Origin of the sequence: [Flexibacter] sp. ATCC 35208 (genome assembly GCF_001975825.1) — a bacterium.
Taxonomy (GTDB): Bacteria; Bacteroidota; Bacteroidia; order Chitinophagales; family Chitinophagaceae; genus Chitinophaga.
The window spans coordinates 51809-76431 of sequence record NZ_MTKN01000032.1; the positions used below are offsets into that span (position 1 = coordinate 51809).

General features: G+C 38.7%; 25 protein-coding genes. 17 read left to right on the forward strand and 8 right to left on the reverse strand.

What is annotated here, in order from left to right; all coding sequences use genetic code 11:
* Window positions 1–88 precede the first annotated feature (88 nt).
* A complete protein-coding gene (locus BW716_RS37665; RefSeq protein ID WP_220388793.1) occupies window positions 89–319 on the forward strand; it encodes a hypothetical protein in 231 nt (76 codons plus the stop codon).
* 163 nt (window positions 320–482) lie between these two features.
* Here BW716_RS37665 and BW716_RS20060 read toward each other — a convergent pair whose 3' ends face one another.
* The gene (locus BW716_RS20060; RefSeq protein WP_083725268.1) at window positions 483–1505 is read right to left on the reverse strand and encodes an LLM class flavin-dependent oxidoreductase; all 1023 of its coding nucleotides are present in this window, start codon (window positions 1503–1505) and stop codon (window positions 483–485) included.
* Between the two features lie 221 nt (window positions 1506–1726).
* Window positions 1727–2113 (reverse strand): hypothetical protein, encoded by a 387-nt coding sequence (locus BW716_RS20065; RefSeq protein WP_143708929.1) that lies wholly within the window; start codon window positions 2111–2113, stop codon window positions 1727–1729.
* A gap of 332 nt (window positions 2114–2445) precedes the next feature.
* Here BW716_RS20065 and BW716_RS20070 point away from each other — a divergent pair, with 332 nt between their 5' ends.
* The 4 genes from BW716_RS20070 to arsB are packed head-to-tail and all read left to right on the forward strand — an operon-like array spanning window position 2446 to window position 5149.
* Entirely contained in the window at window positions 2446–2778 is a 333-nt protein-coding gene (locus BW716_RS20070) for a helix-turn-helix transcriptional regulator (RefSeq protein ID WP_083725272.1), read from the forward strand.
* A gap of 56 nt (window positions 2779–2834) precedes the next feature.
* Entirely contained in the window at window positions 2835–3677 is an 843-nt protein-coding gene (locus tag BW716_RS20075) for an arsenite methyltransferase (RefSeq protein ID WP_083725274.1), read from the forward strand.
* Between the two features lie 12 nt (window positions 3678–3689).
* The gene (locus BW716_RS20080) at window positions 3690–4109 is read left to right on the forward strand and encodes an arsenate reductase ArsC (protein ID WP_083725276.1); all 420 of its coding nucleotides are present in this window, start codon (window positions 3690–3692) and stop codon (window positions 4107–4109) included.
* Window positions 4109–5149, forward strand: a complete 1041-nt coding sequence (gene arsB, locus BW716_RS20085; protein ID WP_083725278.1) for an ACR3 family arsenite efflux transporter — start codon at window positions 4109–4111, stop codon at window positions 5147–5149. The genes BW716_RS20080 and arsB overlap by 1 nt, the downstream gene beginning before the upstream one ends.
* A 78-nt stretch (window positions 5150–5227) precedes the next feature.
* Here the strand turns inward: arsB and BW716_RS20090 are convergent, their stop codons facing one another.
* A complete protein-coding gene (locus BW716_RS20090) occupies window positions 5228–6346 on the reverse strand; it encodes an acyl-CoA desaturase (RefSeq protein ID WP_220388794.1) in 1119 nt (372 codons plus the stop codon).
* Between the two features lie 243 nt (window positions 6347–6589).
* On the opposite strand from BW716_RS20090, the gene BW716_RS20095 reads away from it, so the two are divergent.
* Window positions 6590–9763: a chemotaxis protein CheB gene (locus BW716_RS20095; protein WP_083725280.1), complete on the forward strand. Its 3174-nt coding sequence runs from the start codon at window positions 6590–6592 to the stop codon at window positions 9761–9763.
* A 139-nt stretch (window positions 9764–9902) separates the two neighbouring features.
* On the opposite strand, the gene BW716_RS20100 is transcribed toward BW716_RS20095, so the two are convergent.
* From BW716_RS20100 to BW716_RS20110, 3 genes are all read right to left on the reverse strand, one after another.
* The gene (locus tag BW716_RS20100) at window positions 9903–10340 is read right to left on the reverse strand and encodes a DUF6265 family protein (protein WP_143708930.1); all 438 of its coding nucleotides are present in this window, start codon (window positions 10338–10340) and stop codon (window positions 9903–9905) included.
* A gap of 63 nt (window positions 10341–10403) precedes the next feature.
* Window positions 10404–11219 carry a helix-turn-helix transcriptional regulator gene (locus BW716_RS20105; RefSeq protein WP_083725284.1) on the reverse strand — a complete coding sequence of 272 codons (816 nt, stop codon included), beginning with the start codon at window positions 11217–11219 and terminating at the stop codon, window positions 10404–10406.
* Between the two features lie 196 nt (window positions 11220–11415).
* Window positions 11416–13302 carry a glycoside hydrolase family 97 protein gene (locus BW716_RS20110; RefSeq protein WP_083725286.1) on the reverse strand — a complete coding sequence of 629 codons (1887 nt, stop codon included), beginning with the start codon at window positions 13300–13302 and terminating at the stop codon, window positions 11416–11418.
* 741 nt (window positions 13303–14043) lie between these two features.
* Here BW716_RS20110 and BW716_RS20115 point away from each other — a divergent pair.
* From BW716_RS20115 to BW716_RS20160, 10 genes are all read left to right on the forward strand, one after another.
* The gene (locus BW716_RS20115) at window positions 14044–14304 is read left to right on the forward strand and encodes an SDR family oxidoreductase (protein WP_083725288.1); all 261 of its coding nucleotides are present in this window, start codon (window positions 14044–14046) and stop codon (window positions 14302–14304) included.
* A gap of 46 nt (window positions 14305–14350) precedes the next feature.
* The gene (locus tag BW716_RS20120) at window positions 14351–14809 is read left to right on the forward strand and encodes a hypothetical protein (protein WP_083725290.1); all 459 of its coding nucleotides are present in this window, start codon (window positions 14351–14353) and stop codon (window positions 14807–14809) included.
* 240 nt (window positions 14810–15049) lie between these two features.
* Window positions 15050–15391, forward strand: a complete 342-nt coding sequence (locus tag BW716_RS20125; RefSeq protein ID WP_083725292.1) for a type II toxin-antitoxin system RelE/ParE family toxin — start codon at window positions 15050–15052, stop codon at window positions 15389–15391.
* 1 nt (window position 15392) lies between these two features.
* Window positions 15393–16298 (forward strand): ImmA/IrrE family metallo-endopeptidase, encoded by a 906-nt coding sequence (locus BW716_RS20130; RefSeq protein WP_083725294.1) that lies wholly within the window; start codon window positions 15393–15395, stop codon window positions 16296–16298.
* Between the two features lie 122 nt (window positions 16299–16420).
* Entirely contained in the window at window positions 16421–16783 is a 363-nt protein-coding gene (locus BW716_RS20135; RefSeq protein ID WP_083725296.1) for a HipA domain-containing protein, read from the forward strand.
* Window positions 16784–16813: 30 nt separating this feature from the next.
* Entirely contained in the window at window positions 16814–16999 is a 186-nt protein-coding gene (locus BW716_RS20140; protein ID WP_083725298.1) for a hypothetical protein, read from the forward strand.
* Between the two features lie 247 nt (window positions 17000–17246).
* Complete coding sequence (locus tag BW716_RS20145; RefSeq protein WP_083725300.1) at window positions 17247–18119, forward strand: alpha/beta fold hydrolase; 873 nt, start codon at window positions 17247–17249, stop codon at window positions 18117–18119.
* Between the two features lie 283 nt (window positions 18120–18402).
* On the forward strand, window positions 18403–19017 hold the full coding sequence (locus BW716_RS20150) for a hypothetical protein (RefSeq protein WP_083725302.1): 615 nt from the start codon (window positions 18403–18405) through the stop codon (window positions 19015–19017).
* 1 nt (window position 19018) lies between these two features.
* The gene (locus BW716_RS20155) at window positions 19019–19753 is read left to right on the forward strand and encodes a DUF3307 domain-containing protein (protein ID WP_083725304.1); all 735 of its coding nucleotides are present in this window, start codon (window positions 19019–19021) and stop codon (window positions 19751–19753) included.
* A 245-nt stretch (window positions 19754–19998) separates the two neighbouring features.
* Window positions 19999–20766 (forward strand): VOC family protein, encoded by a 768-nt coding sequence (locus BW716_RS20160; RefSeq protein ID WP_083725306.1) that lies wholly within the window; start codon window positions 19999–20001, stop codon window positions 20764–20766.
* A 167-nt stretch (window positions 20767–20933) separates the two neighbouring features.
* Here the strand turns inward: BW716_RS20160 and BW716_RS20165 are convergent, their stop codons facing one another.
* Both BW716_RS20165 and BW716_RS20170 read right to left on the reverse strand, forming a co-directional pair.
* On the reverse strand, window positions 20934–21521 hold the full coding sequence (locus tag BW716_RS20165; protein WP_083725308.1) for an NADPH-dependent F420 reductase: 588 nt from the start codon (window positions 21519–21521) through the stop codon (window positions 20934–20936).
* 94 nt (window positions 21522–21615) lie between these two features.
* A complete protein-coding gene (locus tag BW716_RS20170) occupies window positions 21616–22374 on the reverse strand; it encodes an SDR family NAD(P)-dependent oxidoreductase (protein WP_083725339.1) in 759 nt (252 codons plus the stop codon).
* Window positions 22375–23066: 692 nt separating this feature from the next.
* On the opposite strand from BW716_RS20170, the gene BW716_RS20175 reads away from it, so the two are divergent.
* On the forward strand, window positions 23067–24488 hold the full coding sequence (locus BW716_RS20175) for an ATP-binding protein (protein ID WP_083725341.1): 1422 nt from the start codon (window positions 23067–23069) through the stop codon (window positions 24486–24488).
* Window positions 24489–24623 lie beyond the last annotated feature (135 nt).

The following is a 24623-nucleotide window of genomic DNA, read 5'->3' on the forward strand; positions in this document are numbered from 1 at the left end:
TGCCTGACTTTTAAACAAACCAAATACGCCTTTTCAACAAACCCCCTAATCTGTTTTACACCGAAATTTGAATCATCAAATTATTGAGATGAATACAAATATCGATAAAACAGTCCTGGTGACTGGCGACGCAGGTTTTATTGCCGTTCATTGTATATTACATTTATTACAGGCAGGCTATCGTGTACGGGCTACGCTCCGTTCTCTAAAACGGGATGCAGAGGTAAGAGCTATGCTCAAAGAAGGCGGTATAGAGGCAAAGCACCCGCCTATCAAAAATCAAAGACCCTGGCAGAACTTGCCGCCTGGGAATTTATAGAAAAAGAAGGCAATGGACTGGAACTATCAGCAGTCAACCCTGTCGGTGTTTTAGGTCCTGTACTGGGAGCTGATTATTCACATTCCATCCACCTGATTAAAAATCTTTTAACAGGTAAAGCGCCGGGTTGTCCCAATCCTTACCAGTTTTCCTCACGAAGCTCTTATCTCCATCCCAACCCTGGTGCTACATGCTCCAAAATCGACGACAGGATATGCACATTATACTCAACTCCCAACGTATTAGGTATTGTCAATAGCACCGTATCCGCCTCCTGTATAGCTTCATCCTGCGCCAGCTGCTTAATCAGCTGATCCGGTTCTCCTGCATAGCTCCTTCCAAAAATAGCGCGTTTGTCACTTTCGATCATTCCAATTTTGTCAGCTCCATTACTATCCCGTCCAAAGAAATGCCTATCCTGATCATTCATCAGTGCAAAAATAGACCTGCTCACCGAAACCCTTGGTTCGCGTTGATGCCCTGCCTTTTTCCACGCTTCTTTGTACAACCTGATCTGTTCTGCCTGTTGTACATGGAATGGCTTCCCACTTTCATCCCATTTCAAAGTAGAACTTTGCAGGAACATGCCATTTTCAGCTGCCCAAACAGCGGTAGCATTAGAAGCTGCCCCCCACCAGATGCGATCCCGCAATCCTTCAGCGTGGGGTTCCAATCTTAATAACCCTGGAGGATTAGGAAACATAGGGTAGGGGTTGGGCTGTGCAAATCCAACGCCTTTGAGCTGATCCAGAAATTGCAACGCTTTTCTGCGGCCCATCTCTGCATCCGTTTCTCCTTCGGCTGGTTCATACCCAAAATAACGCCACCCATCGATCACCTGTTCCGGCGACCCTCTGCTGATGCCCAGTTGTAATCGCCCGCCCGAAATCAAGTCGGTCGCTCCGGCGTCTTCCACCATATACAGGGGATTTTCATAACGCATGTCAATAACACCCGTTCCAATCTCTATCTTGCTTGTTTTAGCGCCGATAGCAGAGAGCAAAGGAAATGGGGATGCTAACTGAGCTGCAAAATGATGTACCCGAAAATATGCGCCATCTAAACCGATTTCTTCGGCAGCGACCGCCAAATCAATAGATTGAAGTAAGGTGTCACTTGCCGTACGGGTCTTATAGGCAGGATGATTGGACCAATGTCCGAACGATAAAAATCCTATTTTCTTCATACGTCTCTTTTCGATTGTAAAATAGCCGTTACAAAGATAGATATTATATTATAGACTGGTACGAGGAGTTGATTTTCACAATCTGGATATCTGCTAACGTCAGGGCGTAAGTATTTCAGGGTTCAATGGCTCGTTCATGGAAGTTTCACCGGCTAACAAAATTTCGCCCAATGAAGATATGGGTTTCTTCAGTTGATCATATTGATTCTGGCAATAAGAAATTACCGCAACAATGCCCAGGCTATCACCGCAGCAGCTATCAGCAAAATAATCATCCAGGTATAATTGGGTGCAGGTTTTGCCTGCTCCTGCAATATCCTGTCTATAGCCGAATTCGCACTTCCAAATTGCCCCAACTGTTCTACATAATCTTTGCTTGCAGCAAGACTTTGACCAGAATGGTCTCTATATAGCTTGATCGCTTCTATTTTATTGCCCTGTATTAATAACGTGCGTAGCTGATCGTCGATATTTCCTGTAAAGGTTGTTTTAGACTGAACTAACTGGTCAACATAATCTTTTGCTTCTTTTATTGAGCATTTTGTTTCTTTCTTCACTAATGCTACAGCATGGACTTTTTTGTTCTGTGACAAAAATATTTGTATCATTTGTAATTTATCCTGAGGTATTATCATATAGGTAAGATAATTAAAAAAGCCTTCCAGTCCAAAGACCCGATAGCTCTTAAATTTTTCTATGAGAGGCAAAATCTATAATAAATCCTTAAAAACTAAATATTATCATTCATTACTTCTGCCAAAAGACGGTAAGACTGCAAACCAAAATCGTGTAATCCCAGGCAAAGTCAATCTTCTATTAATTGAAATCCTTTTGAATAGCAGATATGGAAAGTAGATATGCCAGGGCCTCTCAACCCACTATTTTTTTAAAAAAAAAGGCAACAGTATATTTTTTAAATATTTAATCGTAATATTGCGATATGGGAGCAACGAAATCAGATTTATTTACCAGGCAGCAAAATGAGTTGGCTAATATGGCGAAAGCGCTGGCCCATCCTGCCCGTATTGCTATCCTACAATATCTGGTTAAAAAGAATGCGTGTGTGTGTGGTGATTTGGTAGAAGAACTGGGGTTAGCCCAGGCAACCACTTCACAGCATTTAAAAGAACTAAAAAATGCGGGTATCATCCAGGGTACCATTGAAGGGATCAGTGTATGTTACTGTATTAATCCAAAGGTATGGAAACAGTACAATGAACTCTTTAAAAGCTTTTTCAAAGAAGTCACACTGAATGGAGAAAAATGCTGTTAGCGTTTTTTTTACCTCCTTTCATCGTAATATTGCAATAATACAATAACACCTCAACCATGAAAACTGAAAACGAGTTAAAAGAACTGGTAAGGCAGAAATACAGTGAAATTGCCTTACAGGATAAAGAAAGTAACGCATCCTCCTGTTGCGGTTCCGGAAGCTGTTCCACGGAAGTATACAACATTATGACAGATGATTATAGTGCAGTTGAAGGATACAACCCGGAAGCAGATTTAGGTTTGGGATGTGGTCTGCCTACGCAATTTGCCCAAATAAAAAAGGGCGACACCGTAATCGACCTGGGAAGTGGAGCGGGTAATGACTGCTTTATAGCCAGGCACGAAACCGGGGAAACAGGCAAAGTCATCGGTATAGATTTTACCCCGGCGATGATTGATAAAGCCCGTAGCAATGCAGCAACCAGAGGCTTAAATAATGTAGAGTTCAGGCAGGGAGATATTGAAAATATGCCTGTTGCAGCGAATCAGGCTGATGTTGTAGTCAGTAACTGTGTGCTTAACCTGGTGCCTAATAAAAATGGAGTTTTCAAAGAGATATACCGTGTATTAAAACCGGGTGGACATTTCAGTATTTCCGACATCGTATTAGAAGGAGAATTGCCGCCAACCATTCAGCAGGCAGCTGAAATGTACGCAGGCTGTGTATCGGGAGCCATCCAGAAAAGCATATATCTGGAATTAATTAGCTCCAATGGTTTTACCAATATAATTATTCAAAAGAATAAAGGGATAGTAATACCGGACGATATATTGAGTGCTTTTTTATCACAGGAAGAAATACACCAATTCAGAAATAGTGGTACCGGAATATACAGCATTACCGTTTATGCAGAGAAGCCTGATACTGAAACATGCTGCGCCCCTGGTTGCTGCAAATAAAACTCAAGCCAAATGAAGAAAATATTAGTGTTATGTACAGGCAATAGCTGTCGCAGTCAGATAGCAGAAGGCTATTTAAGATATTTTGCATCCGGAAAAGCTGAAATATACAGTGCAGGTGTCGAAACACATGGTGTAAATCCCCGCGCTATAGCCACCATGAAAGAGGATGGGATAGATATATCGATGCACACCTCCAACAACATGAACGAGTACAGAGACATTCCTTTTGATTTTGTTATCACAGTATGTGATAATGCAAAGGAGCGTTGTCCCTTCTTTCCTTCTTCAGCACAAAAGTTTCACCACAACTTCCCGGACCCTGCTAAGGCTACGGGTACAGAAGAAGAAATCATGGCCCGGTTTCGCGAGGTGCGTGAGCAGATAAAAGCCTATAGTCAAGACTTTATTCAACAGTACATAACTAAATAATGAGTGCAAAACGTCTCAGCTTTTTAGATCGTTACCTTACTATCTGGATCTTCCTTGCAATGGCAATTGGCATAGCTATTGGGTATATCGCCCCCAATACGGGTGCATTCATCAATAGGTTGTCAGTTGGAACCACCAATATACCTTTAGCCATTGGTTTAATACTTATGATGTACCCGCCATTTGCCAAAGTCAGATTTGAACAGATGGGTAAGGTATTTATGAATGTAAAAGTATTAACAGCATCATTACTGTTAAATTGGGTAATTGGGCCTGTTGTTATGTTTGTATTAGCGTTGTTATTGCTGCATGGCTATCCCGAATATATGTCAGGTCTTATTTTAATTGGACTTGCCCGTTGTATTGCAATGGTAATTGTATGGAATGAACTAGCCGGAGGCAACAGGGAGTATGCTGCCGGATTGGTTGCCCTTAACAGCGTTTTTCAGGTGTTGCTTTATAGCTTTTATGCATGGTTGTTCTTAACCATTTTACCCCCGTTATTTGGCTTTGAGGGAATGGCTGTACATATCACTATCGGAGAAATAGCAAAGACTGTAGCTATGTACTTAGGATTGCCATTTGCAGGGGGAATAATAAGCAGGGTGGTCTTGTTACGTGTAAAGGGAGAGGTATGGTATAACGACAAATTTCTTCCGCTTATTTCGCCGGTAACGCTTATCGCTCTGTTATTTACGATACTGATCATGTTTAGCCTGAAAGGAGAGCTAATTGTACAAATACCTGCAGATGTGCTACGTATTGCATTGCCATTGATTATTTATTTCGTGGTCATGTTTCTACTGAGTTTTGTTCTTGCTAAGGCAATGGGAGCCGATTATGACCAAAATGCTGCCATTTCGTTCACCGCATCGGGCAATAATTTTGAACTGGCCATAGCAGTCGCTATTGGCGTGTTTGGGATTAATTCAGGACAGGCATTTGCTGGTGTAATTGGGCCATTGGTAGAAGTGCCTGCTTTGATTATATTGGTACGGGTAGCGTTGTGGTTAAAAAAGCGTTTCTATCAACCAGCATAATCTTAAACAAAAAAGCCCCGGATCTTTCGACCTGAAGGCTTATATACTAAATGCAGTAGAGAGCACGCTGAAACGATGTTAGGCTAACTGATTTTTCCCCAGTATTTTCAACATCCTTGCATGCTCAATCAACGCTATCAGGAAAGTCCGTTTTACATGATAAGGCAATCCAAATTCCTCTGCAGTCTGTTTTACAATAGGTGCCAGTTTCCGGTAATGAACATGACATATATTCGAAAATAAATGGTGTTCAATCTGAAAATTGAGACCTCCTATAAACCAGGATAACACCCTGCTGCGTGGTGCAAAATTTGTAGAACTAGCCAGTTCGTGAACGGCCCAGGTATCTTTAATATGTCGTTTGTTACCTTCAACAATCGGTTCCGGGAATTTAGCATCTGGCATAACATGAGCTGGCTGGAAAATACATGCAAGCATAAAACCAGCCGTAAAATGCATAATTACAAACCCAGCCAGCACATAATACCATGCCTGACCAGAGAATAGAATTGGTAACACTAATACATAGCTGTAATAAAACATTTTGTACCAGGTAATATGAAAAATAGCCCTCCTTAAAGATATTTTTTGTTTAACAAGCAGATCCCGCTTTTTATAACGAATTACCTGCAGATAGTCTTTTGCTGTCATCCAATACAAGGTCATTAACATATAAAAGAACCAGGCATACAGGTGTTGGTAACGATGAAACCAATACCATTGCTGCCTGGGCGAGAGACGTAAAAGTACAATACTATCAATATCCTCATCAAGCCCTTCTATATTTGTATAAGTATGATGCAGTAAATTATGCTGGATCTTCCAGTTGACGCTATATCCACCAATTACTTCGAGCATATGTCCCAAAAAAGCATTAACTTTCTTATTAGGAGAATATGCTCCGTGATTCGCATCGTGCATAACAGAAGTCCCAATTCCCACAATACCAAAACCCATCAGTAACCAGAATACCCAGAACAGCAACAGGCTATTAGCTCCAACACTACTGATTATCAATAAATAGGGAATAGTATAACACAATATCATGATTATTGTCTTCCTCCACATACCACCATTGGCGTATGGAGAGGTATTTGTGCTTTGAAAATAATCCTGCACTTTAGCGGTTACTGTATCAATAAAACTGCTGTTTCCTTTTGAGGCGAACCGGACTATATTTATCTTTGTGACGCTCATATAAAAAGTTTAAATAAGATATTGACCGGAAGAGGGGGAACCCTTGGGTTGACAATCTCTCTAAAGGTCGGCTTTTTTTTTGCAGCAATGATATTTACTTTTTAAGACATTAAAAGCAGCAACAACAGTTTATGCCAGTGGAGCTTTACCCGTGGAATGGCTTTTCGGAATGTTATCCTACCTTAGGTTACAACCGCTCAGCTTTCTAAATCTACATCTGGTTACACGTTAAAAGATATTTCAATGGTTACCATAGAACCCCATCATATTATTGCCATTGGCGCTTCTGCTGGTGGTATGGAGGAGATTAACACAATCTTTGATAATACTCCATTGGACGGTGTTGCATATATAATTGTCCAACACCTTTCAACGGATTTTAAGAGCAGGATGGTGGAGTTACTTGCCAGACATAGCAAATTGTGGGTGCAGGAAGCTGAAAACGGAATGAACATCCATGCCAATCATGTTTACCTGATTCCCAATGATAAGTTAATGACCATTCGGAATACCCGGCTATACTTAACCGGTAAGGAAAATGAAAAGGCGCCTCATCTCACAATCAATATTTTCTTAAATTCTCTTGCTGCCAGTCATGGCAAGAGAGCCGTTGCCGTTGTACTCTCAGGATTAGGTGCGGATGGTACAGATGGCATTGTCGCAATAAAGCGGGCTGGTGGTCTGGTGATTGCCAGAGAACCATTGACTTCAAGATTTCCCGGCATGCCTTCAAATGCAATCGCCACCGGAATGGTTGATTTTGTATTAGAACCTCCTGCTATGCCCGAAGTGATCGAAGATTACGTATTGCACCAGCGTGAACAGGAAGTAGGGATTCAGGAAAATGAAAATACCATTGTGACAATTATAGATTATATAAAGAATCAATTGCCACTTGATTTTTCAGATTACAAACTATCTACCCTCCTTCGCCGTACCAAGAGAAGAGCTGCATACGCTAATTTTATTACACTGGAGGATTATTATGATTTTCTGCGTACAAGCCCTGCTGAGGTAGTGACCCTGGCCAAAGATTTTCTTATCAGCGTTACATCTTTTTTCAGAGACGCAGAAGCCTTTGAAATAATTGAAAAAAGTATTCTGCCAGATCTGCTTTCAAGGCTTAATCCCGGTGAAGAACTTAAGATGTGGATTGCTGGTTGTGCTACAGGCGAAGAGGTTTATTCAATGGCGATACTGATAAAAGAACAGTTGACCGGCCCCTACAAAAATATCCCTGTAAAACTTTTTGCCACAGATCTTGATAGTGCTGCTTTATTATATGCGGGCAAGGGGCTTTATCATTGGAGTAGTGTAAAGGATCTCTCCCCCGAAAGATTACAGAAGTATTTTCTAAAAGAAAATGAAAGCTATAGGATAAATCCTCTGATACGCCAAATGGTGATATTTGCACAGCACGATCTGGTGAAAAATCCTCCTTACTGCAACATGCACTTCATCAGTTGTCGGAACCTATTGATCTACATGACTCCCTTTTTGCAAAAGAAGGTATTTTCAATGCTGCTCTTCGGAATTAAATTCAATGGCTATCTGTTTTTAGGTTCGAGTGAAACGCCTAATTCCATTATAAGCCACCTGGAGGTGATCAGTAAAAAGTGGAGATTATATAAAAACATCAGTGAAAAACGGACCATTAATTTCGATTCAATTTCAATACCAGAATCGCTGGGTTCGTCTACAATCGCGCCTGTTCGTGAAAATACCGGCAGGAACAAAGGATATAATGTAGCAGAAACTATAAATGATATGCTGGCGAATGAATTGGATTACCTGGCTGTATGTATAGACGACAACTATCAGGTAGTCAAGTCATTTGGTAATACTACCAAATACCTGCTGCAACAAAACTTTAATTCAAACCTGATGCAATTGCTGCCAGAACACCTGGAACTTGCATTTAATACATTAATAAGTCAGGTATCTATAACAAATAAGAAAATTGGGGTCAAAGGTATTCCTGTCGACGTCAATGGTGAAAATATTTCTGTTAGCCTCACCATCAGCCCAATGCAGGCAAAAAAAGGAAATCCTGTATCTTATTTAGTCATCTTCAAAGAAGATGCAGGCGGATATGACGTTAATAAAGATTACCAGGTATTCGATGAACAGGCTTACAATATAAAATACGTTTCAAACCTTGAGCATGAATTGAAAGAGGTCAGGGAAAAACTTTCTGCAGCCTATGAAAGAATTGATGCTTACAATGAAAATATGCAATCCTTCAACGAAGAACTCATTTCATCCAATGAAGAAATGCAGAGTACGAATGAAGAAATGCAATCCGTCAATGAAGAACTGCATACTATAAATGCCGATTACCAATTGAAGAATAAACAGTTGCTTGAAATTAATGATGATTTGAACAACTATTTCAGAAGTAATATCAATGGGCAGATATTTTTGAATGAACAACTTGAGGTAATGAAATTTTCCCCTGTTGCGGTAAAACTGATCAATCTGCAGGAGGCTGATATCGGAAGGTCAATTAGCCACATCTCCACTAATATTAAACTGAGTACTATTATAGATGATGTAAAGAATGTACTGAAGGATGGACTCGAAGTGACCCGGGAAATTGAAACCAACGCCGGTCATTGGTACCAAATGATGATCGTGCCTTATATACAACAGGCAGAAAACAGGTGTAATGGTGTGGTTGTTTCTTTTAATGATATTACCGCGCTGAAAAAGGCGAAAATTGAATTGGATGAAAAAAATGAAAGTTTGCTACGTATAAATGCAGATCTGGACCATTTTATTCATATGGCATCACATGATTTATTGGATCCCCTGAATAATATAGAATCAAGTATAGCATTGATGAACCTGATGGATAATGAGAATTCAGAATTGATGGAATTTATACAAATTATCAATTCCTCCATTAAGAAATTCAGCTTATTGATAAAGAATATTAGCACGATAGCCAAAATGGAAAATGATTTGACGGATATGGAGCGGGTAGATATAGGAGACGTGATCAGTAATATTGAATGGAGCCTTGAAAAAAAGATCAAAGATACGCATGCTGCAATAACAACAGAACTTGACGTAAAAGAGATATCCTTTTCTCACAAGAATCTGAGGAGCATATTATATAATCTCATTTCTAATGCTATGAAGTTTGCAGGTCAGGACGAACCGAAGATTCACGTTCATACCAGGCAGGAAGGGAAATATATTGTCATCAGTGTAGAAGACAATGGAATAGGTATAACTAAGGATGGAATGAGGAAGATATTCACTATTTATGGCAGGCTAAACCTGCATGTGGAAGGCCATGGAGTAGGTTTATACCTGGCAAGGAAAATTATAAATGCATCAGGTGGAGAATTGAAAGTTGAAAGCACGGTTGGTAAAGGAAGTAAATTTACCATTTATCTAAATTGCTTTTGAGGTAGATTTCACACCATAATGATTACAAACAATATTCGGTAGAAGAAGTACATACTGATGACCCTTTTACAACGGTGGTGATAGAGGCTGTTTGATACGCACTGCTATCAAACCGAAAACACAGACATTATGGCCGATCTTACTGCACTTTTCTCATTGGAAAGATCTCTTTGCGAAGCCGTCCGTCCACCATTCCCGAAATTTCAGCTATCAGGCTATCCGCATCCAATTTTCTATAAGTGATGATTTGAGGGAAATCATGTTCAGAATTTTCAAACACGAGCTGGTTATCTGATGTTTTTTTTAATGCAAAACGCACCGGCTGTCCATTGTTTTGATTTTTTACAGTAGGGATATAATACAATTGATGTTGGTCCGCTATTAACCGGATGGTTTCAAATATCAATGTATCTTTTCCCTTCAGCATATAGCTTTTGCCGCTTAGCTCCTTCGATGATTCCCTTTTCCAGCTTTCGTAAATAATTCCTTTGGATGTCTGACTTTCCCAGGTACCTATCAACCAGGCGGCTTTGTTAATGGGTCCGATAAAACATATGGCGATTAATAATCGTAACATAGGCTTCAATTTTATACGAAGGTGCGAAAAAAGCCGGTGTGAAAATTGTAAAAAAGCGACAAGTCATCCTTTGCCATACAACAACGCCGACATTTTAAGGTTATCGTTGTAATACTGTTTCGGGGTATAGCCCGTCAGTTGCTTAAACTCTTTTATAAAATGTGACTGGTCAAAATAATTTCCTTCATAGGCTAAGGCTGTAAGAGAAGTCTCTTTTCCGCTAATAAGTTTTTTAAATATATTATTTAGTCTTATTACCCTGGATAATTGTTTGGGGCTCATGCCTACGTCTGATAAGAACCTGCGCTCCAGCCGTCTGCTTTTTATCTGACTTTGTCTGGATAGTGCTGTTACAGATAATTGACCATTGGAATGCCAGATCGCTTCTATCAGGGACCTGGTGATGTGGTCGATTGTTTCAGCAGTTGCAAGGCGATTGGTGAGAAATTGTTCTACCTCTTTGATTCTTTCGGATACACCAGGAGCGTTAAGGATTGCCAGTTCTACATTTTTTCCATCATTACCGAAAAGTCTTTCAAGTGGGATAGCTGAGTTTTCCATTTCGGATAAAGGCAAGTGTGTAAATGGAGAAAAACCATCCGGATGGAAACGAACTGAAAAAATACCTGTTTTGCCAGTTGCGACTATTTCAAGTGGACGGGTTAATTGCCCGATTACAAAGCACCGGGGTTGTAAAATAATGTTGCCATCTTCCAGGTATTGCTGGTACAGATCCCCGTAATGAAAAATCATTTCCATACAGCCATCAGGTACGATGGTCTGTTTTTGTGGGAAGCTACCTGCAGGACCTTCCAGGGTCCAATAACATTGTATCATAGGATCCAGGTCGATACCAGCTAAATAGGTTTGATATTGCATGTTGTAAATTTATGCTACTTTTTATTGTGGGCTTGCAAATGTTTGTTAGCGGGGTTCTTTGGTCATTGAGAGATAGTATAACGAGGATGCGCTGGCAAGTATGGAAAAACAATAAAAGCCTTCAGATTTTTCATATGAAGGCTTTTATACTAGTATCCCCTGTAATATCAACAGCACTATTGGCTGAAAGAGCTTTTTACATTTTAGCTGTAAACCCTCCACCAGGTGCCAGTCTAATAGTTAAGACATCTTTAGGAGATAAGAATTTTGTTTCTCTGTTAATGCTTGTATTAGTAAGGGTGTCATACACAAGGGTTGCTTTTGTTTTTTTAGACAGAAAAGATAGCGGGATTTTTACTTCCCTTTCAGTCGTACCATTCATTATTCCAATCCACCAGGTATCTCCTTTACGACGTGCAAAAGCAACGACTTCACCCATTTGGGTACATGGAAGCACCCTGGTTTCATCCCAGGTGGTAGGAATCGTCTGGAACAGATCAAACATGGGGCTATCAAGATAGAATTTATACTGGTCACAAAAATGTGTTACCGGCGAAAGATAAACAATCGCCTGGGCAAATTCATGTGCCCATGTATATTTTGCGGTGGTCAATTCTGCGGGATTTAAGATGACTGGCGTAATATCGGCCGCACCTGCCATCAGTCGTGTGAAGGGCAGGCAAACATCTTGCTGGAAGGGCATTACCCGGTCATACCTTGACATGTGGTATTCATTACCACGTACAGCCTCCCTTGTGATATCATTTGGATAAGTACGTCTCAATCCTGTAGGTTTTACACTGCCATGAAAGTTCAGGAGTAATTTTAATTCGGCGCAATCCTCCATCGTTCCTACATACCACTGCATAATATCTGCTGTTGCATCAGGGATAAAGTCAATTTTTATCCCGGAGGCACCTATCACCTTTATCTTTTCCAGGTATTTGTGCCGTTCTAAAGCATTCCTGCATTCTTTTGAGTCTACCCACACTATTGATTGTACCCCCACGCTTTTGCCATAGTCGATCACTTCTTTTAATAATGTCCACTGATCTTTCCCATCTTTTCTCCAATCACGCCAGCCATCGTCTACCAGGTAGTATTCCCATTTTAACTTAGCAGCGGCATCGTACCAGTTTTTTTGGTCTTCCAATTGTGGAGCGCCAACACTCCACCATTGCCATAAACATCTGCCAGGTTTTACCCAGGAAAAGTCACGTCCTTCTTTAGGGGGTGGGCACACATTCATCAGCAGATCAGCATTCACCAGGCCATTCAAATTTGGGGAAATGATCGTCGTCCGCCATGGGGTTACTTTTTGCCCTTTATATGAACCATCCGGAACAGAAGGGCCATTTTCTGCCAGGTGTTCAAATTGCCAGCCATCTTTTGCAAAGGGGAAATATGCTTTTAAAACATGCCCATTGCGTATGAATGACATATCAGAAAAGGTTTCGCAGTCAGCCTCCGAAATTGATAGATATCTTCCGGATACTTCAAAAGTAAGCGGCCCCATTATTGGCTGGTTCTCCGGAACCTTATTTAATGATGTTACATGGCTCAACTCTTCATACGATTGACTGAATCCAGACCATGCTATGTTTGTAGTATTTTCAGGAAGATTCCATGAGGTAGATTCACTATCAATATGCCTGGTTCCAATGGGAATAGTATAACGGATCGCTACTCCATCGTCATATACTCTTATAATAAGATTGAATTTCTTACCTGCCGCTTCCAATGGAATACTTGTTTCATTTGCATGATTAGTGACCAATGAATGATTCCCAAAAATTGAATACCTTTCATTGAGCGAACTTACTTCGGGCTTTCCAGGCATGGTTGTTTTATAGCCTAAATCTATATGATCAACGGTTAGGCCTAATGGAGACGTATTAATAACTTTTACATTCCCATACAGGATAGAGTAGGAAAGTCTTTCATTTTCAATAAATACGTGAACGGAAATTTGTTTGTTCGGACTATTGACCTGAATTTCATTTCCCTGTTTGTTAGCATTAACAGTAGTTGTGCATATTCCCCACATTAGTAAAGTTAAAAGACCTTGTTTCAGGTATCGCATATCATCTGATTTTATTTTTAGTTGAAATCCTATTTATTCGATTTAATACAAAGCAGTTTAAAACTGTAAGGAACAATAAAATGTGTTTAAAGTCATGACCATTATCCTCGATGTTTAATCAAATACAACAGCTTTGATTTTAATACAATTCAATATTAATATCCCTGGCGATTATAATATTGGACATATGAAAAATCCATTACCACTAAAGTCAGTATTACAGTGACGAAAAAGATTTAACACATTAAAGAAATTGAGACCCTAATTTTACATCAGCAAATATGATTAAATCAAAAGAAAATTAATCTAAGGTAAATATTTACAGCAGACAGTAATTATATAAGTCAAATGTGAGGGAAGCATAAAGTGTAAATTGTTTCATCCCTGATTAATTCTATAAGTAGGGGAAAATACACAATTTTTTATCAACTTAATAATCTAACCTTCCGGTTTGCAGTGAATGAATTTTTCCTGTAAATAGCCTGCTGATAAGGGATTAGACAGAATGATGGAATTATTATGGCGGGAAGAAGTGTTCTAATTTAACCACGATTAATACTATTTTATCAACAATTAATTTGTAAGGTACCTCCTAACGTTAGTCCTCCGGAATAAGACAATGGTGATCAAAATATTTGTATTGTTATAGCGGAGGCAGTTTCTTTACACGCAATTTTTGGGCTACAACATAAATAGATTTGGCTACATCTGTCTTTGAATTGTTGAGGATCTCTTGAAGACCTGGACAGACTTTACAACATTGTAAAAAGAGAAAAAGGCGCTATTGATATCGTTGTTGCCAATGCGGGTTTTGTGGAAATGTCGGATACCGCTAATGTAACGCTGGCGCATTTTGACAAAACTTTCAACATCAATGCACGTGGTACATTCTTTTCCGTGCAAAAAGCATTGCCGCTTTTCAATGACAATGGCGCAATTGTCGTGGTGTCTTCTGCTATTGCAGTAAAGTTTGCTGGTCGTATTTTTCCCTGCCAATGCTAAAATCCAATAAGAAATAATTATTTTAGTAACTAATCCATACCAACTTATGAAGTATTTTTTTAGTTTTCTCTTCCTGCTCTACACAATTCCCACTTTAGGACAAGCATCCTTTCCCAAAGGTTTTAAATTAATAGAAGGCGACAATATGACTGGAGAAGATGATAGATACTCTAATGGAAAAGATGTTTTCCAAATGCATTTCTATTGGAGATCCTATGATGGGGATTTCACCTGGAACGATGATAAATATAGGCAATACATTGCAGAAGGTATTGGATACCCGGTATATCAAACAAAGGATAGTCTCTTGTGGGGAACGGGGAAAGTAAATGGATATTACTCTTATGTAGTAGTAGATTGGAACGGGGAAATATTTGAACTTTTTTCCAAAGAAAATGATGCAGACTTCGCTAACTATTCGAAATGGCTGATTTCTTCTATAAGAGAATATCGTAAAAAAGGGAAAAAGTTCATGTTTGCCAGGAGGTTCCGTTTGATTTCATGACCGGACTTTCAAATACCCTACATGAATAATTGCATTCAGGTGGATAGTCTGAAGACATTTTGAGGCGCTTATAATAGCGAAATTATATGGAAGAAGCCTTCAGATCTTAGTCAACTTGTCCACTAGTATGTTATTTTTTTACAGCTTCTGTAATTATATATAGGTGCCAAATAGGAAAACCTTTGCCTATAATTTTAAATTAACTTACATTTTCTGTAACCTAAAATAACTATATTTGTAGTGGATATTACATTTGCAGATAGAAAACTGGAAGAACTGGCGAACAATGATAAAAACCGCCTGAAGGTGTGTGGTAAACTGCGGGCTAATAAAATCAAAGAGAGGCTGGTGCAATTATGGGTCGCTAATAACCTTGAAGAATTAAGGCACTTACCAGGCAATTTTCATGAGCTTAATAATGATCGGAAAGGAGAATGGGCTTGCGATCTGGATCAACCTTATAGGTTGGTGTTTAAACCTCATAATGAGCCAATACCCACAAACAAGCATGGTCAGTATATTTGGATGGAAATCATAGGGATAGAAATTTTAGAAATAGTCAATTATCATAAAAAGAAATAATATGGTAAAACAGAATCAGTACTTTCCACAATCAGTTCCTCATCCAGGTGAAACCTTGAGGGGAAAGCTGGAAGAAATGATGATGGGGCCGAAAGAATTCGCGCTTCGCACAGGAAAGCCTGAAAAAACCGTCATTGCCATAATCAAAGGAGATAGTTCTATTACCCCTGACATGGCTGTTCAGTTTGAAAGTGTTACCAGGATACCCGCTAATTTTTGGATGAACCATCAAAGACATTATGATGAATTTCTTGCAAGAGAGAAAAGACAAATAGTTATTCAGTCAGCAATAGGATGGGCAAAGCAATTTCCTTTGGCTGAAATGATAAGGAAGGAGTGGTTACCGGCTGCAACCACCATTCAGGAAAAGACCATTGAGATGCTTTCTTTTTTTGGCTTCTCTAATCACACAGCATGGGAAGACTATTATTTTAATCAACAATTGAAAGTAGCTTTCCGGATTTCGCTTGCACAAACAATTGAACCTTATGCTATATCTGTATGGCTTCGCAAAGGTGAATTGCAGGCAATGGAATTAGAAACAAAAGATTATTCAGAAAAGAAGTTTAAGGAAGCATTAAAAAAGTTGAAATCAATCAGTGCAAATTCCACTGAAAAAAAAATTGACCAAATACAAAGAATTTGTCTGGAAGCTGGTGTTAAAGTAGTGTATACTCCTCGTATTAATAAAGCTCCTATAAGAGGAGCTACCAGATGGTTAAATGATACTCCTTTCATTCAATTAACAGAGCAAAATAATGAAAGTTTCTGGTTTACATTCTTTCACGAAGCAGGACATATTCTCTTACATGGGAAAAAGGATATCTTCCTGGAGAAAGTAGAATATTCCGACAAAGATCTCATCAAAGAAAAAGAGGCTGATGAATTTGCCCAAAAATGGATATAGCATATCCAATATAGCTGGCAAGTAATTGTTTTAAATGGATGATAGTAAATTATAACAAAAAAGTCTTCAAATATTTTGACTAGAAGGCTTTCTGGCCTGTGGGTAAAGTTTACTTGGAAACCATGCCAGAACTGAATCTGGACAAACAACTTTTAAAAGATCTGGCAGAAAAGACTATTAGCAGACATATAGCCATAACAGGTATACAGCCTAAGTTATCGGTTACACTGGAAAGGGTTAAAAGTCGGAGCAGACTTACAATCGTAGGACTATGGGGTGAATATATATTGAAACCTCAACATGAGCAATTGACAGCCATGCCAGAAACAGAAGATCTTACGATGCACCTTGCGGAAGTATTTGACATCCTCATATGTAATCATACGCTGCTCAGAGCAACTGATGGAAACCTTGTTTACATTGCCAGACGTTTTGATAGAGTAAAGGGGAAAATGGTTCATGTTGAAGTAGGTTACAATAATTGAGTTTATTCACGTTTAAACCTATTTACTTCCATGACTAACGACAAAATGATAGCACTGCCCCAATTCAGAAAAGATTCCCCACATGCTGCTGTTAATCTGGATGATTTATTAATGATTTTTAATTCCTCAAAGGCTGTATTACGGTCACAAACTGAAAATCCTACAATTATGGAGATCATTGAATTTTCTAAAACAGTTGCTCTGACAGTTAAATGAACTGTTTTCCCTATCAGGGCATATTAAGTTGTTGGATGAACAATTTTAGCTATGATTATTTTGACATCGTTAAGGATTTTGAACATTTTTTTAAAAATCAATAATAATAGATCGGGCAACAAATCGTATTGGTAAAGTGTTTTGTCGTGATCTACCCCTAATATTGTCACTTTTACACAGGTAGAATCCTAAAATGTTTCGCAACTTTGTATTGTCATCAACAATCAAACTAAACTTGAATAAGGTTATGAAAAATTTATTCAACGCAAGAGATCTTATTAAATTACTCCTAATCTCAATCATTATGGCTGCAGCATCTTCATCAAATGCACAACAAATGAAACCTACCGACAGTGGCTACGCACCGGCTAATGGCATCAAAGTTTATTATGAAGTATACGGCGACGGTAAGCCTATCGTTTTACTGCATGGCGCTTACTATACCATTGAGATGAATTGGGGGGAATTAATACCTGAATTGGCGAAAACAAGAAAAGTAATTGCTATAGAATTGCAAGGACATGGGCACACACCCTTTTCAGATAGAAAATTATCACTGGCCACTTTAGCTAGCGATGTGGAGAAAGTAATGGATTATCTGAAAATTGACAGCGCGGATATAGCGGGATATAGTTTCGGTGGTCAGGTAGCCTACCAGTTTGCGATACAAAGTCCTAAACGATTGAAAAAGTTGGTCATCATTTCTGCTGTTTATAAAAGTGAAGGCTGGGTAACCGAAATAACCAGTGTTTTTAAAAATATGAAGCCTGAGCTTTTTGCAAATTCGCCGCTGCAAGCCGCCTATGATGCTGTAGCGCCAGATAAAACAAAATGGAATAAGTTCCTGGAACAGATGATTGCCTTAGCTGGAGAGCCATTTAATCTGGGCGATGACAATATAGCAAAAATCACTGCACCTGTATTAATTATATCAGGTGACAATGATGGCATGGATAAAATCGAATTGGCAAAAACATATAAATTGTTGGGAGGTGGTGTTGCTGCTGATTTGCAACCAATGCCAAAATCACAGCTGGCCATTATTCCCAATCAAAGCCATGTTAGCCTGATGACGCAGACAAAAACAATATTCGGTTATTTAGATAGTTTTTTACAATAACCGATGCAATTGGATTTTGATTATTCGGACGAAATACTATTATCAGGAATTATGCGGATAGAAATAAAAAGGAGAAAAAAAATAACATTCTTCGCAATGTGCCTGACTGGTATTATATGTTTGTAAGGAGTAATAGTTCAGGTTCAATTAAATATATTTATCGGTACAAAAGGCGATAATTTAAATTATCGCCTTTTGTACCGATAAAATCATTTTAATAACCTATATATCGGTTAAATTGACGATATTTTGAAATATCGGTTCAATGAACGATATTTGATGTATGACTAGTATTATTACAGGAGATATTATCAACTCACGGAAAGCTGATCCGGTTATTTGGTTAAATCCTTTAAAGGCTCTTATGAAAGAGTGGGGTAAAACACCAAAAACATGGGAGATATACAGAGGAGATAGCTTTCAATTAGAAATAAGTCAACCTCAATATGCGCTGTTAGCCGCCATTCGCATCAAGGCCTGTATTAAGTCGATAGAAAAATTGGATGTGAGAATGGGAATCGGAATAGGGCAAAAGAGCTATAATGCTCAAAAAATAACTGAAGCAAATGGAGAAGCATTTATTAACTCAGGAGAAACATTTGAAGAGCTTAAAAGATTGAAACAAAATCTTGCCATCAGAAGCCCCTGGCCACAGTTGGATGATGAACTGAACTTAATGTTTCGTCTGGTATCAATAGTACTTGATAAATGGAGTACAGCTACGGCACAAATAGTGGCAGTATCAATGGCTAACCGCACACTATCGCAAAAAGAGCTTGGTGATAAAATGGGACGGACACAATCTACAATTAGTGAGGCTCAGAAACGAGCACATTATGATGAAATTATGGATTTGGTCTCCTTTTATGAAAAATGCATTATAGAAAAAATAAATTGATATGATTCTGCTACTTCAATTCTTTTTAGCTCATATTCTTGGTGACTTTTTTTTGCAAAGCAGCAAATGGGTGGCCAGTAAAGAGTTAAAAAAATGGCGCTCTCCCTATTTATACGTCCACATATTCATACATTTTACACTTATTTTATTAGTTACCTGGGACTTGCGTTTGTGGAGAGTGGCATTAGTGATTAGTGTTTTGCATCTACTTATTGATGCGATAAAATTGCAATATCAACAGCCTGCTACCCAGAGAGCATGGTTTTTTATTGATCAAATCACGCGTTTAGTCGTTCTACTTTGGGTTTGGTCTTTCTATGAACATGTAACGTGGAATTATACTACTATAGTTACCCCCAGAGCACTTATTATAAGCACCGCTGTTTTATTCGCATTAAAACCAGCATCTCTCATTACCAAATTCGCAATCTCGAAATGGACACCAGGTACAAGTGCCAGTTCCAGTTCAACCACAACCGGGGAAATTGAATCTTTAAAAAATGCTGGTGAATGGATTGGGTTCCTTGAAAGGCTAATGATTCTGATCTTCATCCTATTAGGAAAATGGGAAGGAGTTGGTTTTTTACTGGCGGCAAAATCCGTATTTAGATTTGGTGATTTAAAAGAACCCAGGGAAACAAAACTCACTGAATATGTAGTGATCGGAACATTCCTGAGCTTTTTTATCGCTATTCTAACAGGAATTATAACCAGCCAGTTATTAGAGATGCCTTAAGAAGGGCTATGATCGACGAGTTGAATAAAGTCATTATTTTAGAAAAAAGGTTAATCAATTTCGAACGCTTATAAAGTGAATTACAAACATCTCAGAAATTCATAAACATTCATAAAAAAGCAAGACCTGCTCTAAGAGCGATCTTGCTTTTTCGCGGGCAGTAGTGACAGGTTTCGAACCAGTCTGTCTAATTCTAAGCTATCTTAATTTTCGGTATCGCTCCATAGTCATCAACAGCAATTATCATGAAAATACATCTCTTCCTCGCCCTTCTCTCGCTATCGCTCACACCTCCTCAAAAAGATTCAGTCATCGGCATCGACCATATCCCCGTCGTTGTCAACAACCTTGACAGTGCTGCCAACTTCTATAAAAAAATAGGATTTATTATCAAGCCCGGCCGGTTCCATCAAAACGGGATCCGCAATCAACACATTAAATTCCCTAATGGCACCGAAATCGAACTCATTACGGCATCACAACCCGTAGATCCACTAACAACCGAATATTGCAATTCCTTAAAACAAGGAGAAGGGCCCGTTTATTTTGGACTCTTCGCCACTAATCCCACGGTATTAACTCAACAAATCGACACAAACAATTTACACCCACTCTTTTTTGGCTCAAGAAATCACTCTCCAACCGACAAACCCGAACATTTCGCCCACACTAACACGGCCTATTCCCTCACCAGTGTTTGGCTCGCTACAGATCACATTCCCACATACGTTCAACTTTTTAAAAAGCTCGGCATACAAGTCAAACAGAAAAAAATGTTCTCAGGAATAACCGCTCAAATAGCAAAATTAAAAGAAGGCGAAGTCATTTTACTCCCTGCTTCATTACAGGTAATCCCCAACCATCAGGTAATAGGAGCAACCGTTCAGGTTACAGATCTGAAAAAATTGAAAACAATCTTACAACAGTCAGGTATCAAAGGCAGTGAAAGTACGAACAGTATATTACTATCCCCTGCACTCACACATGGAATCTATCTTGAATTTAGACAATAGAAAAAGGAGGGTAATTTAAAATAAAAAGCAGCACAATATGCTGTTTTTTATTTAACAACTTCGAGGGCTACCGGGGACTGAATATCCATTAAAATCTCGCGACGTAATTTCAATTTTAAGAAAGACACTGATTTTTCTATATCCTGTTCTGAAAAGCCCCTGTGCACTTAAAGCTTAATAAAATTCTGACTGTTTAACGGCCAATTAAACTGCTGTAATCTACCGCCGGCTGCAAGCGTGCCGAGGTCGATGGGCGCAAAGCCGATTTTACTGAGAATTCCGCTCACGATGGCCTTCGCATCTTTATCATCGCCGGAAATAAAAAGAGCCCTCTTTCCGTTTCCAACAGACGGATCTGCGGCAAGTACTTTGGCTGAGAGGGTATTCATCGCTTTAACGATCTTCGCGCCCGGTAAATAATTTTGCACAACTTCACTTGATGCCAGTCCACCATCTTCTATTCCGGTACCATATTCTAAACGATTGGTGGCGTCGATCACGATCTTTCCGTTCCAGTCCGTAAGTTCGGTAAGATCCTTGACCTTAGTCCAGGGTACTGCTAGTAGAATAATATCTGCTGCAGCAGCCTCAGACGCTGTTACAGCTTTTGCGCCGGTTCCCAGTTGTGATACAATATCGGTAAGGGATTCAGGTCCCTTACTGTTACTGATCAGGACCTGAAAATCATTGGCCAAAAATCGAGTAGCTGCAGCTTTGCTGATATGCCCTGCTCCAAGGATGCCTATTAATTTCATAGTTTTATTCTTAATAAAAGTATTATATGGTTTGGTAAAACCAACGTCAATCAGTGATATATCTTATTGAGTTTTATTTTGGGGGATTACGATTTTAAAAACCGTACATACCACCCGATACGGAAATTTGCTCACCGGTAATCCAGGCGGCATCATCTGAAGCCAGAAATACTGCTGCTTTCGCAATATCGGTGGGCTGGCCTCTACGGCCAAGCGGTGTTTTCTCGACAAACATCTTTTCATACTCACTGCCGGCAGTGACGCCCGCGCTGGTTGCACCTTCCGTGTCCGTAGCGCCCGGCAAAATAGAATTGATACGAACGTTTTTAATACCTAGCTCCTTAGATAAAGCAATCGTGAAGGCATCCAGTGCCGCTTTAGTTGAAGAGTATAATGAGGCATTTTGAAGAGGGGATTTACTTGCACCCGAACTGATATTGATGATGTTTCCGCCCTTATCGCCAAAAAGTTTCAGCGCTGCCTGAATAGTTAATATAGGTCCTAACACATTGACGTTAAAACTTTTACGAAATTCTTCTGCTGAAATTTGTTCAATAGGCGCATACCCCTGATATACCGCGTTATTTACTAAAATATCCAGTGTGCCGAAAGCATGCTCAGTTTCTTTAAACAGCCTGATCACATCGGCTTCGTTTGATACATCGGCCTGTACCGCAATGGCTGTGCCACCATTATCGGTTATCGCTTTAACCACTTTGTCCGCTCCTTCTTTACTGGAAGCATAATTTACAACAACCTTTGCGCCTGCAGCAGCAAAATGTTTGGCAATAGCTGCACCTATTCCTTTGGAAGCACCGGTAACTACCGCTACCTTATTTTCTAATTTACTCATGATTTCCATTATTAATTATATTCAAGTCCTACGGTTTTTTCCGTTCTGATTTACACTTCAAAATTGGTGCATCTTAAGGAACCGCATACTGACACGGATCATTAAATACACACGATAAATGTCAAGTTGAAGTGGTGACTTAAATCAAGAAAACATGATAACTACTTATAAGACAATTATTTAATGCGGTTAGAAGTCAAGATGAAGAATTCCAGAAAGACCACAACGGCATATATTCCATTGTTGAGTACTTTTTCTCATCCAGGAAAGTATAAAATTGGCCAAATAACCCGCTCCTTCAAGCCACAGAAGTAGCCGAAAGTATTCTTCTTATTTTCTTGCATATTGATAAACACTTCCAAAACTTCCTAAAAGGTCTTTTCTATTTCCTCAGATGTTTTTTCTGTGCGATGAGCAGCAGTAAAATCCTGTAATAAAGTGGAATAGATGTATGCATGACAACTATTTATTTATATTAAATTATTATTTGATCAGGATGCTGATATTGTTTTTTTTACCAAGCTCACCTGAGATTACGATTAAGATTTGCGTGGACAACTGCTGCAGGCAATTTAAACAAGTTTGCGGCTCAATTTGGCTTTATCTTTATTAGAATGACACTTAGAGCCATTTTGATCTTCAATTTGGCTTTAACTATTAATTTAAATACCTTTAAAGCCAAATTGATTGGTATGAGTAATATTATTGGTAGAGAGAAAGAATTGAAGATCCTTGAAAATGTGAAACTATCAGACAAATCACAATTTGTTGCTGTATATGGAAGGCGAAGGGTTGGCAAAACATTTTTAATAAGAGAAGCTTTTCAGCAGGATTTTACATTTTATCTTACTGGGGTTGCCAATATAAACCTGCAACAAAATTTATCCAATTTTCATAGAGCGTTACAAAAGTTCTATCCTAATCAATCAGCTCCGATGCCAGAAAATTGGTTTATAGCATTTGCACAACTGGAAGATTTATTATCAAAAAGCAGTAAGAAAAAAAAAGTGGTTTTTCTGGATGAACTGCCCTGGTTGGATACTGCACAATCTGGGTTTCTCCCCGCACTTGACTATTTCTGGAATTCATTTGCCAGTGCAAGAAACGATGTTATTCTTATTGTATGTGGATCAGCTGCTTCATGGATGATTAATACACTGATCCATAATAAAGGAGGACTACATAATAGAGTAACACAAAGAATACGCCTTGAACCCTTTACATTAAAGGAATGTGAAACCTTCTTTAAGAGTCGTGGCGGAGTATTTAATAGATATCAGTTAATTCAATTGTATATGGTGATGGGAGGTGTACCATTTTATCTTGACCATGTGGATATTGGTATGAGTGCCTCTCAGAATATTAATCGATTGTGTTTCCAGCGAGATGGATTATTGACAGAAGAATTTACAGATCTTTATACTTCTTTATTCAATAAAGCAGAAAAACACCTTTCAGTAATTGAAACATTAAGCACAAAAGCTAAGGGGTTAACCCGTTCTGAAATTATTAATAATACAGGATTGCCTAATGCCGGAAGTACAACAAGAATATTAAGTGAATTGGAGGAGAGTGGCTTTATACGGAAGTACACATCCTTTGGTAAAAAAGAGAAATATAGCCTTTATCAACTAAGTGATTTTTATTCTTTATTTTATATCAAATTCATACGGGGGAATCTTGCGCTGAATGAGAACGAATGGATGAATGGGCTTAATACTCCACAGCAGAGAGCATGGAGTGGATATGCGTTTGAGCAGGTTTGCTTTGCACATCTACCAGAAATTAAACATGCACTTGGCATAAGTGGCGTGCAAACAAATTGTTCGTCCTGGATAAACATGGATAAAGGAAGAAAACATCAGATAGATCTAATAATAGACAGAAAAGACGATGTGATAAATGTTTGTGAAATGAAGTTCTCTATGAATCCTTTTACCATAGATAAAAAATATAGTGAAGAATTATTATCTAAAGTAGACACGTTTCGAACAGCGACACATACTAATAAATCCATTTTTTTAACTATGATCACTACCTATGGAATGATAAGAAATGTTTATTCTAATAGTATAGTTCAGAATAGTTTAACTATGGATGATCTTTTTGTCTAAGTAAGTTGTTTGTAGATAAATAGGTGACCTGAACTTACCACATATCATATATAGAAATAATGAAATTATCAATTGATAATTATAAAAATTTACTGTCTAAAGATCTGGTAAAAAGATCTGAAAAGTGTATCGTAA

Coding starts and splice junctions, on each gene's coding strand:
- BW716_RS20135 (WP_083725296.1), top strand. CDS start 16,421: ATGCCAGAACTGAATCTGGACAAACAACTTTTAAAAGATCTGGCAGAA.
- BW716_RS20060 (WP_083725268.1), bottom strand. CDS start 1,505: ATGAAGAAAATAGGATTTTTATCGTTCGGACATTGGTCCAATCATCCT.
- BW716_RS20075 (WP_083725274.1), top strand. CDS start 2,835: ATGAAAACTGAAAACGAGTTAAAAGAACTGGTAAGGCAGAAATACAGT.
- BW716_RS20090 (WP_220388794.1), bottom strand. CDS start 6,346: ATGAGCGTCACAAAGATAAATATAGTCCGGTTCGCCTCAAAAGGAAAC.
- BW716_RS20130 (WP_083725294.1), top strand. CDS start 15,393: ATGGTAAAACAGAATCAGTACTTTCCACAATCAGTTCCTCATCCAGGT.
- BW716_RS20100 (WP_143708930.1), bottom strand. CDS start 10,340: ATGTTACGATTATTAATCGCCATATGTTTTATCGGACCCATTAACAAA.
- BW716_RS20170 (WP_083725339.1), bottom strand. CDS start 22,374: ATGAGTAAATTAGAAAATAAGGTAGCGGTAGTTACCGGTGCTTCCAAA.
- arsB (WP_083725278.1), top strand. CDS start 4,109: ATGAGTGCAAAACGTCTCAGCTTTTTAGATCGTTACCTTACTATCTGG.
- BW716_RS20110 (WP_083725286.1), bottom strand. CDS start 13,302: ATGCGATACCTGAAACAAGGTCTTTTAACTTTACTAATGTGGGGAATA.
- BW716_RS20065 (WP_143708929.1), bottom strand. CDS start 2,113: ATGATACAAATATTTTTGTCACAGAACAAAAAAGTCCATGCTGTAGCA.
- BW716_RS20150 (WP_083725302.1), top strand. CDS start 18,403: ATGACTAGTATTATTACAGGAGATATTATCAACTCACGGAAAGCTGAT.
- BW716_RS20095 (WP_083725280.1), top strand. CDS start 6,590: ATGGTTACCATAGAACCCCATCATATTATTGCCATTGGCGCTTCTGCT.
- BW716_RS20080 (WP_083725276.1), top strand. CDS start 3,690: ATGAAGAAAATATTAGTGTTATGTACAGGCAATAGCTGTCGCAGTCAG.
- BW716_RS37665 (WP_220388793.1), top strand. CDS start 89: ATGAATACAAATATCGATAAAACAGTCCTGGTGACTGGCGACGCAGGT.
- BW716_RS20160 (WP_083725306.1), top strand. CDS start 19,999: ATGAAAATACATCTCTTCCTCGCCCTTCTCTCGCTATCGCTCACACCT.
- BW716_RS20105 (WP_083725284.1), bottom strand. CDS start 11,219: ATGCAATATCAAACCTATTTAGCTGGTATCGACCTGGATCCTATGATA.
- BW716_RS20140 (WP_083725298.1), top strand. CDS start 16,814: ATGACTAACGACAAAATGATAGCACTGCCCCAATTCAGAAAAGATTCC.
- BW716_RS20145 (WP_083725300.1), top strand. CDS start 17,247: ATGAAAAATTTATTCAACGCAAGAGATCTTATTAAATTACTCCTAATC.
- BW716_RS20155 (WP_083725304.1), top strand. CDS start 19,019: ATGATTCTGCTACTTCAATTCTTTTTAGCTCATATTCTTGGTGACTTT.
- BW716_RS20165 (WP_083725308.1), bottom strand. CDS start 21,521: ATGAAATTAATAGGCATCCTTGGAGCAGGGCATATCAGCAAAGCTGCA.
- BW716_RS20175 (WP_083725341.1), top strand. CDS start 23,067: ATGAGTAATATTATTGGTAGAGAGAAAGAATTGAAGATCCTTGAAAAT.
- BW716_RS20120 (WP_083725290.1), top strand. CDS start 14,351: ATGAAGTATTTTTTTAGTTTTCTCTTCCTGCTCTACACAATTCCCACT.
- BW716_RS20070 (WP_083725272.1), top strand. CDS start 2,446: ATGGGAGCAACGAAATCAGATTTATTTACCAGGCAGCAAAATGAGTTG.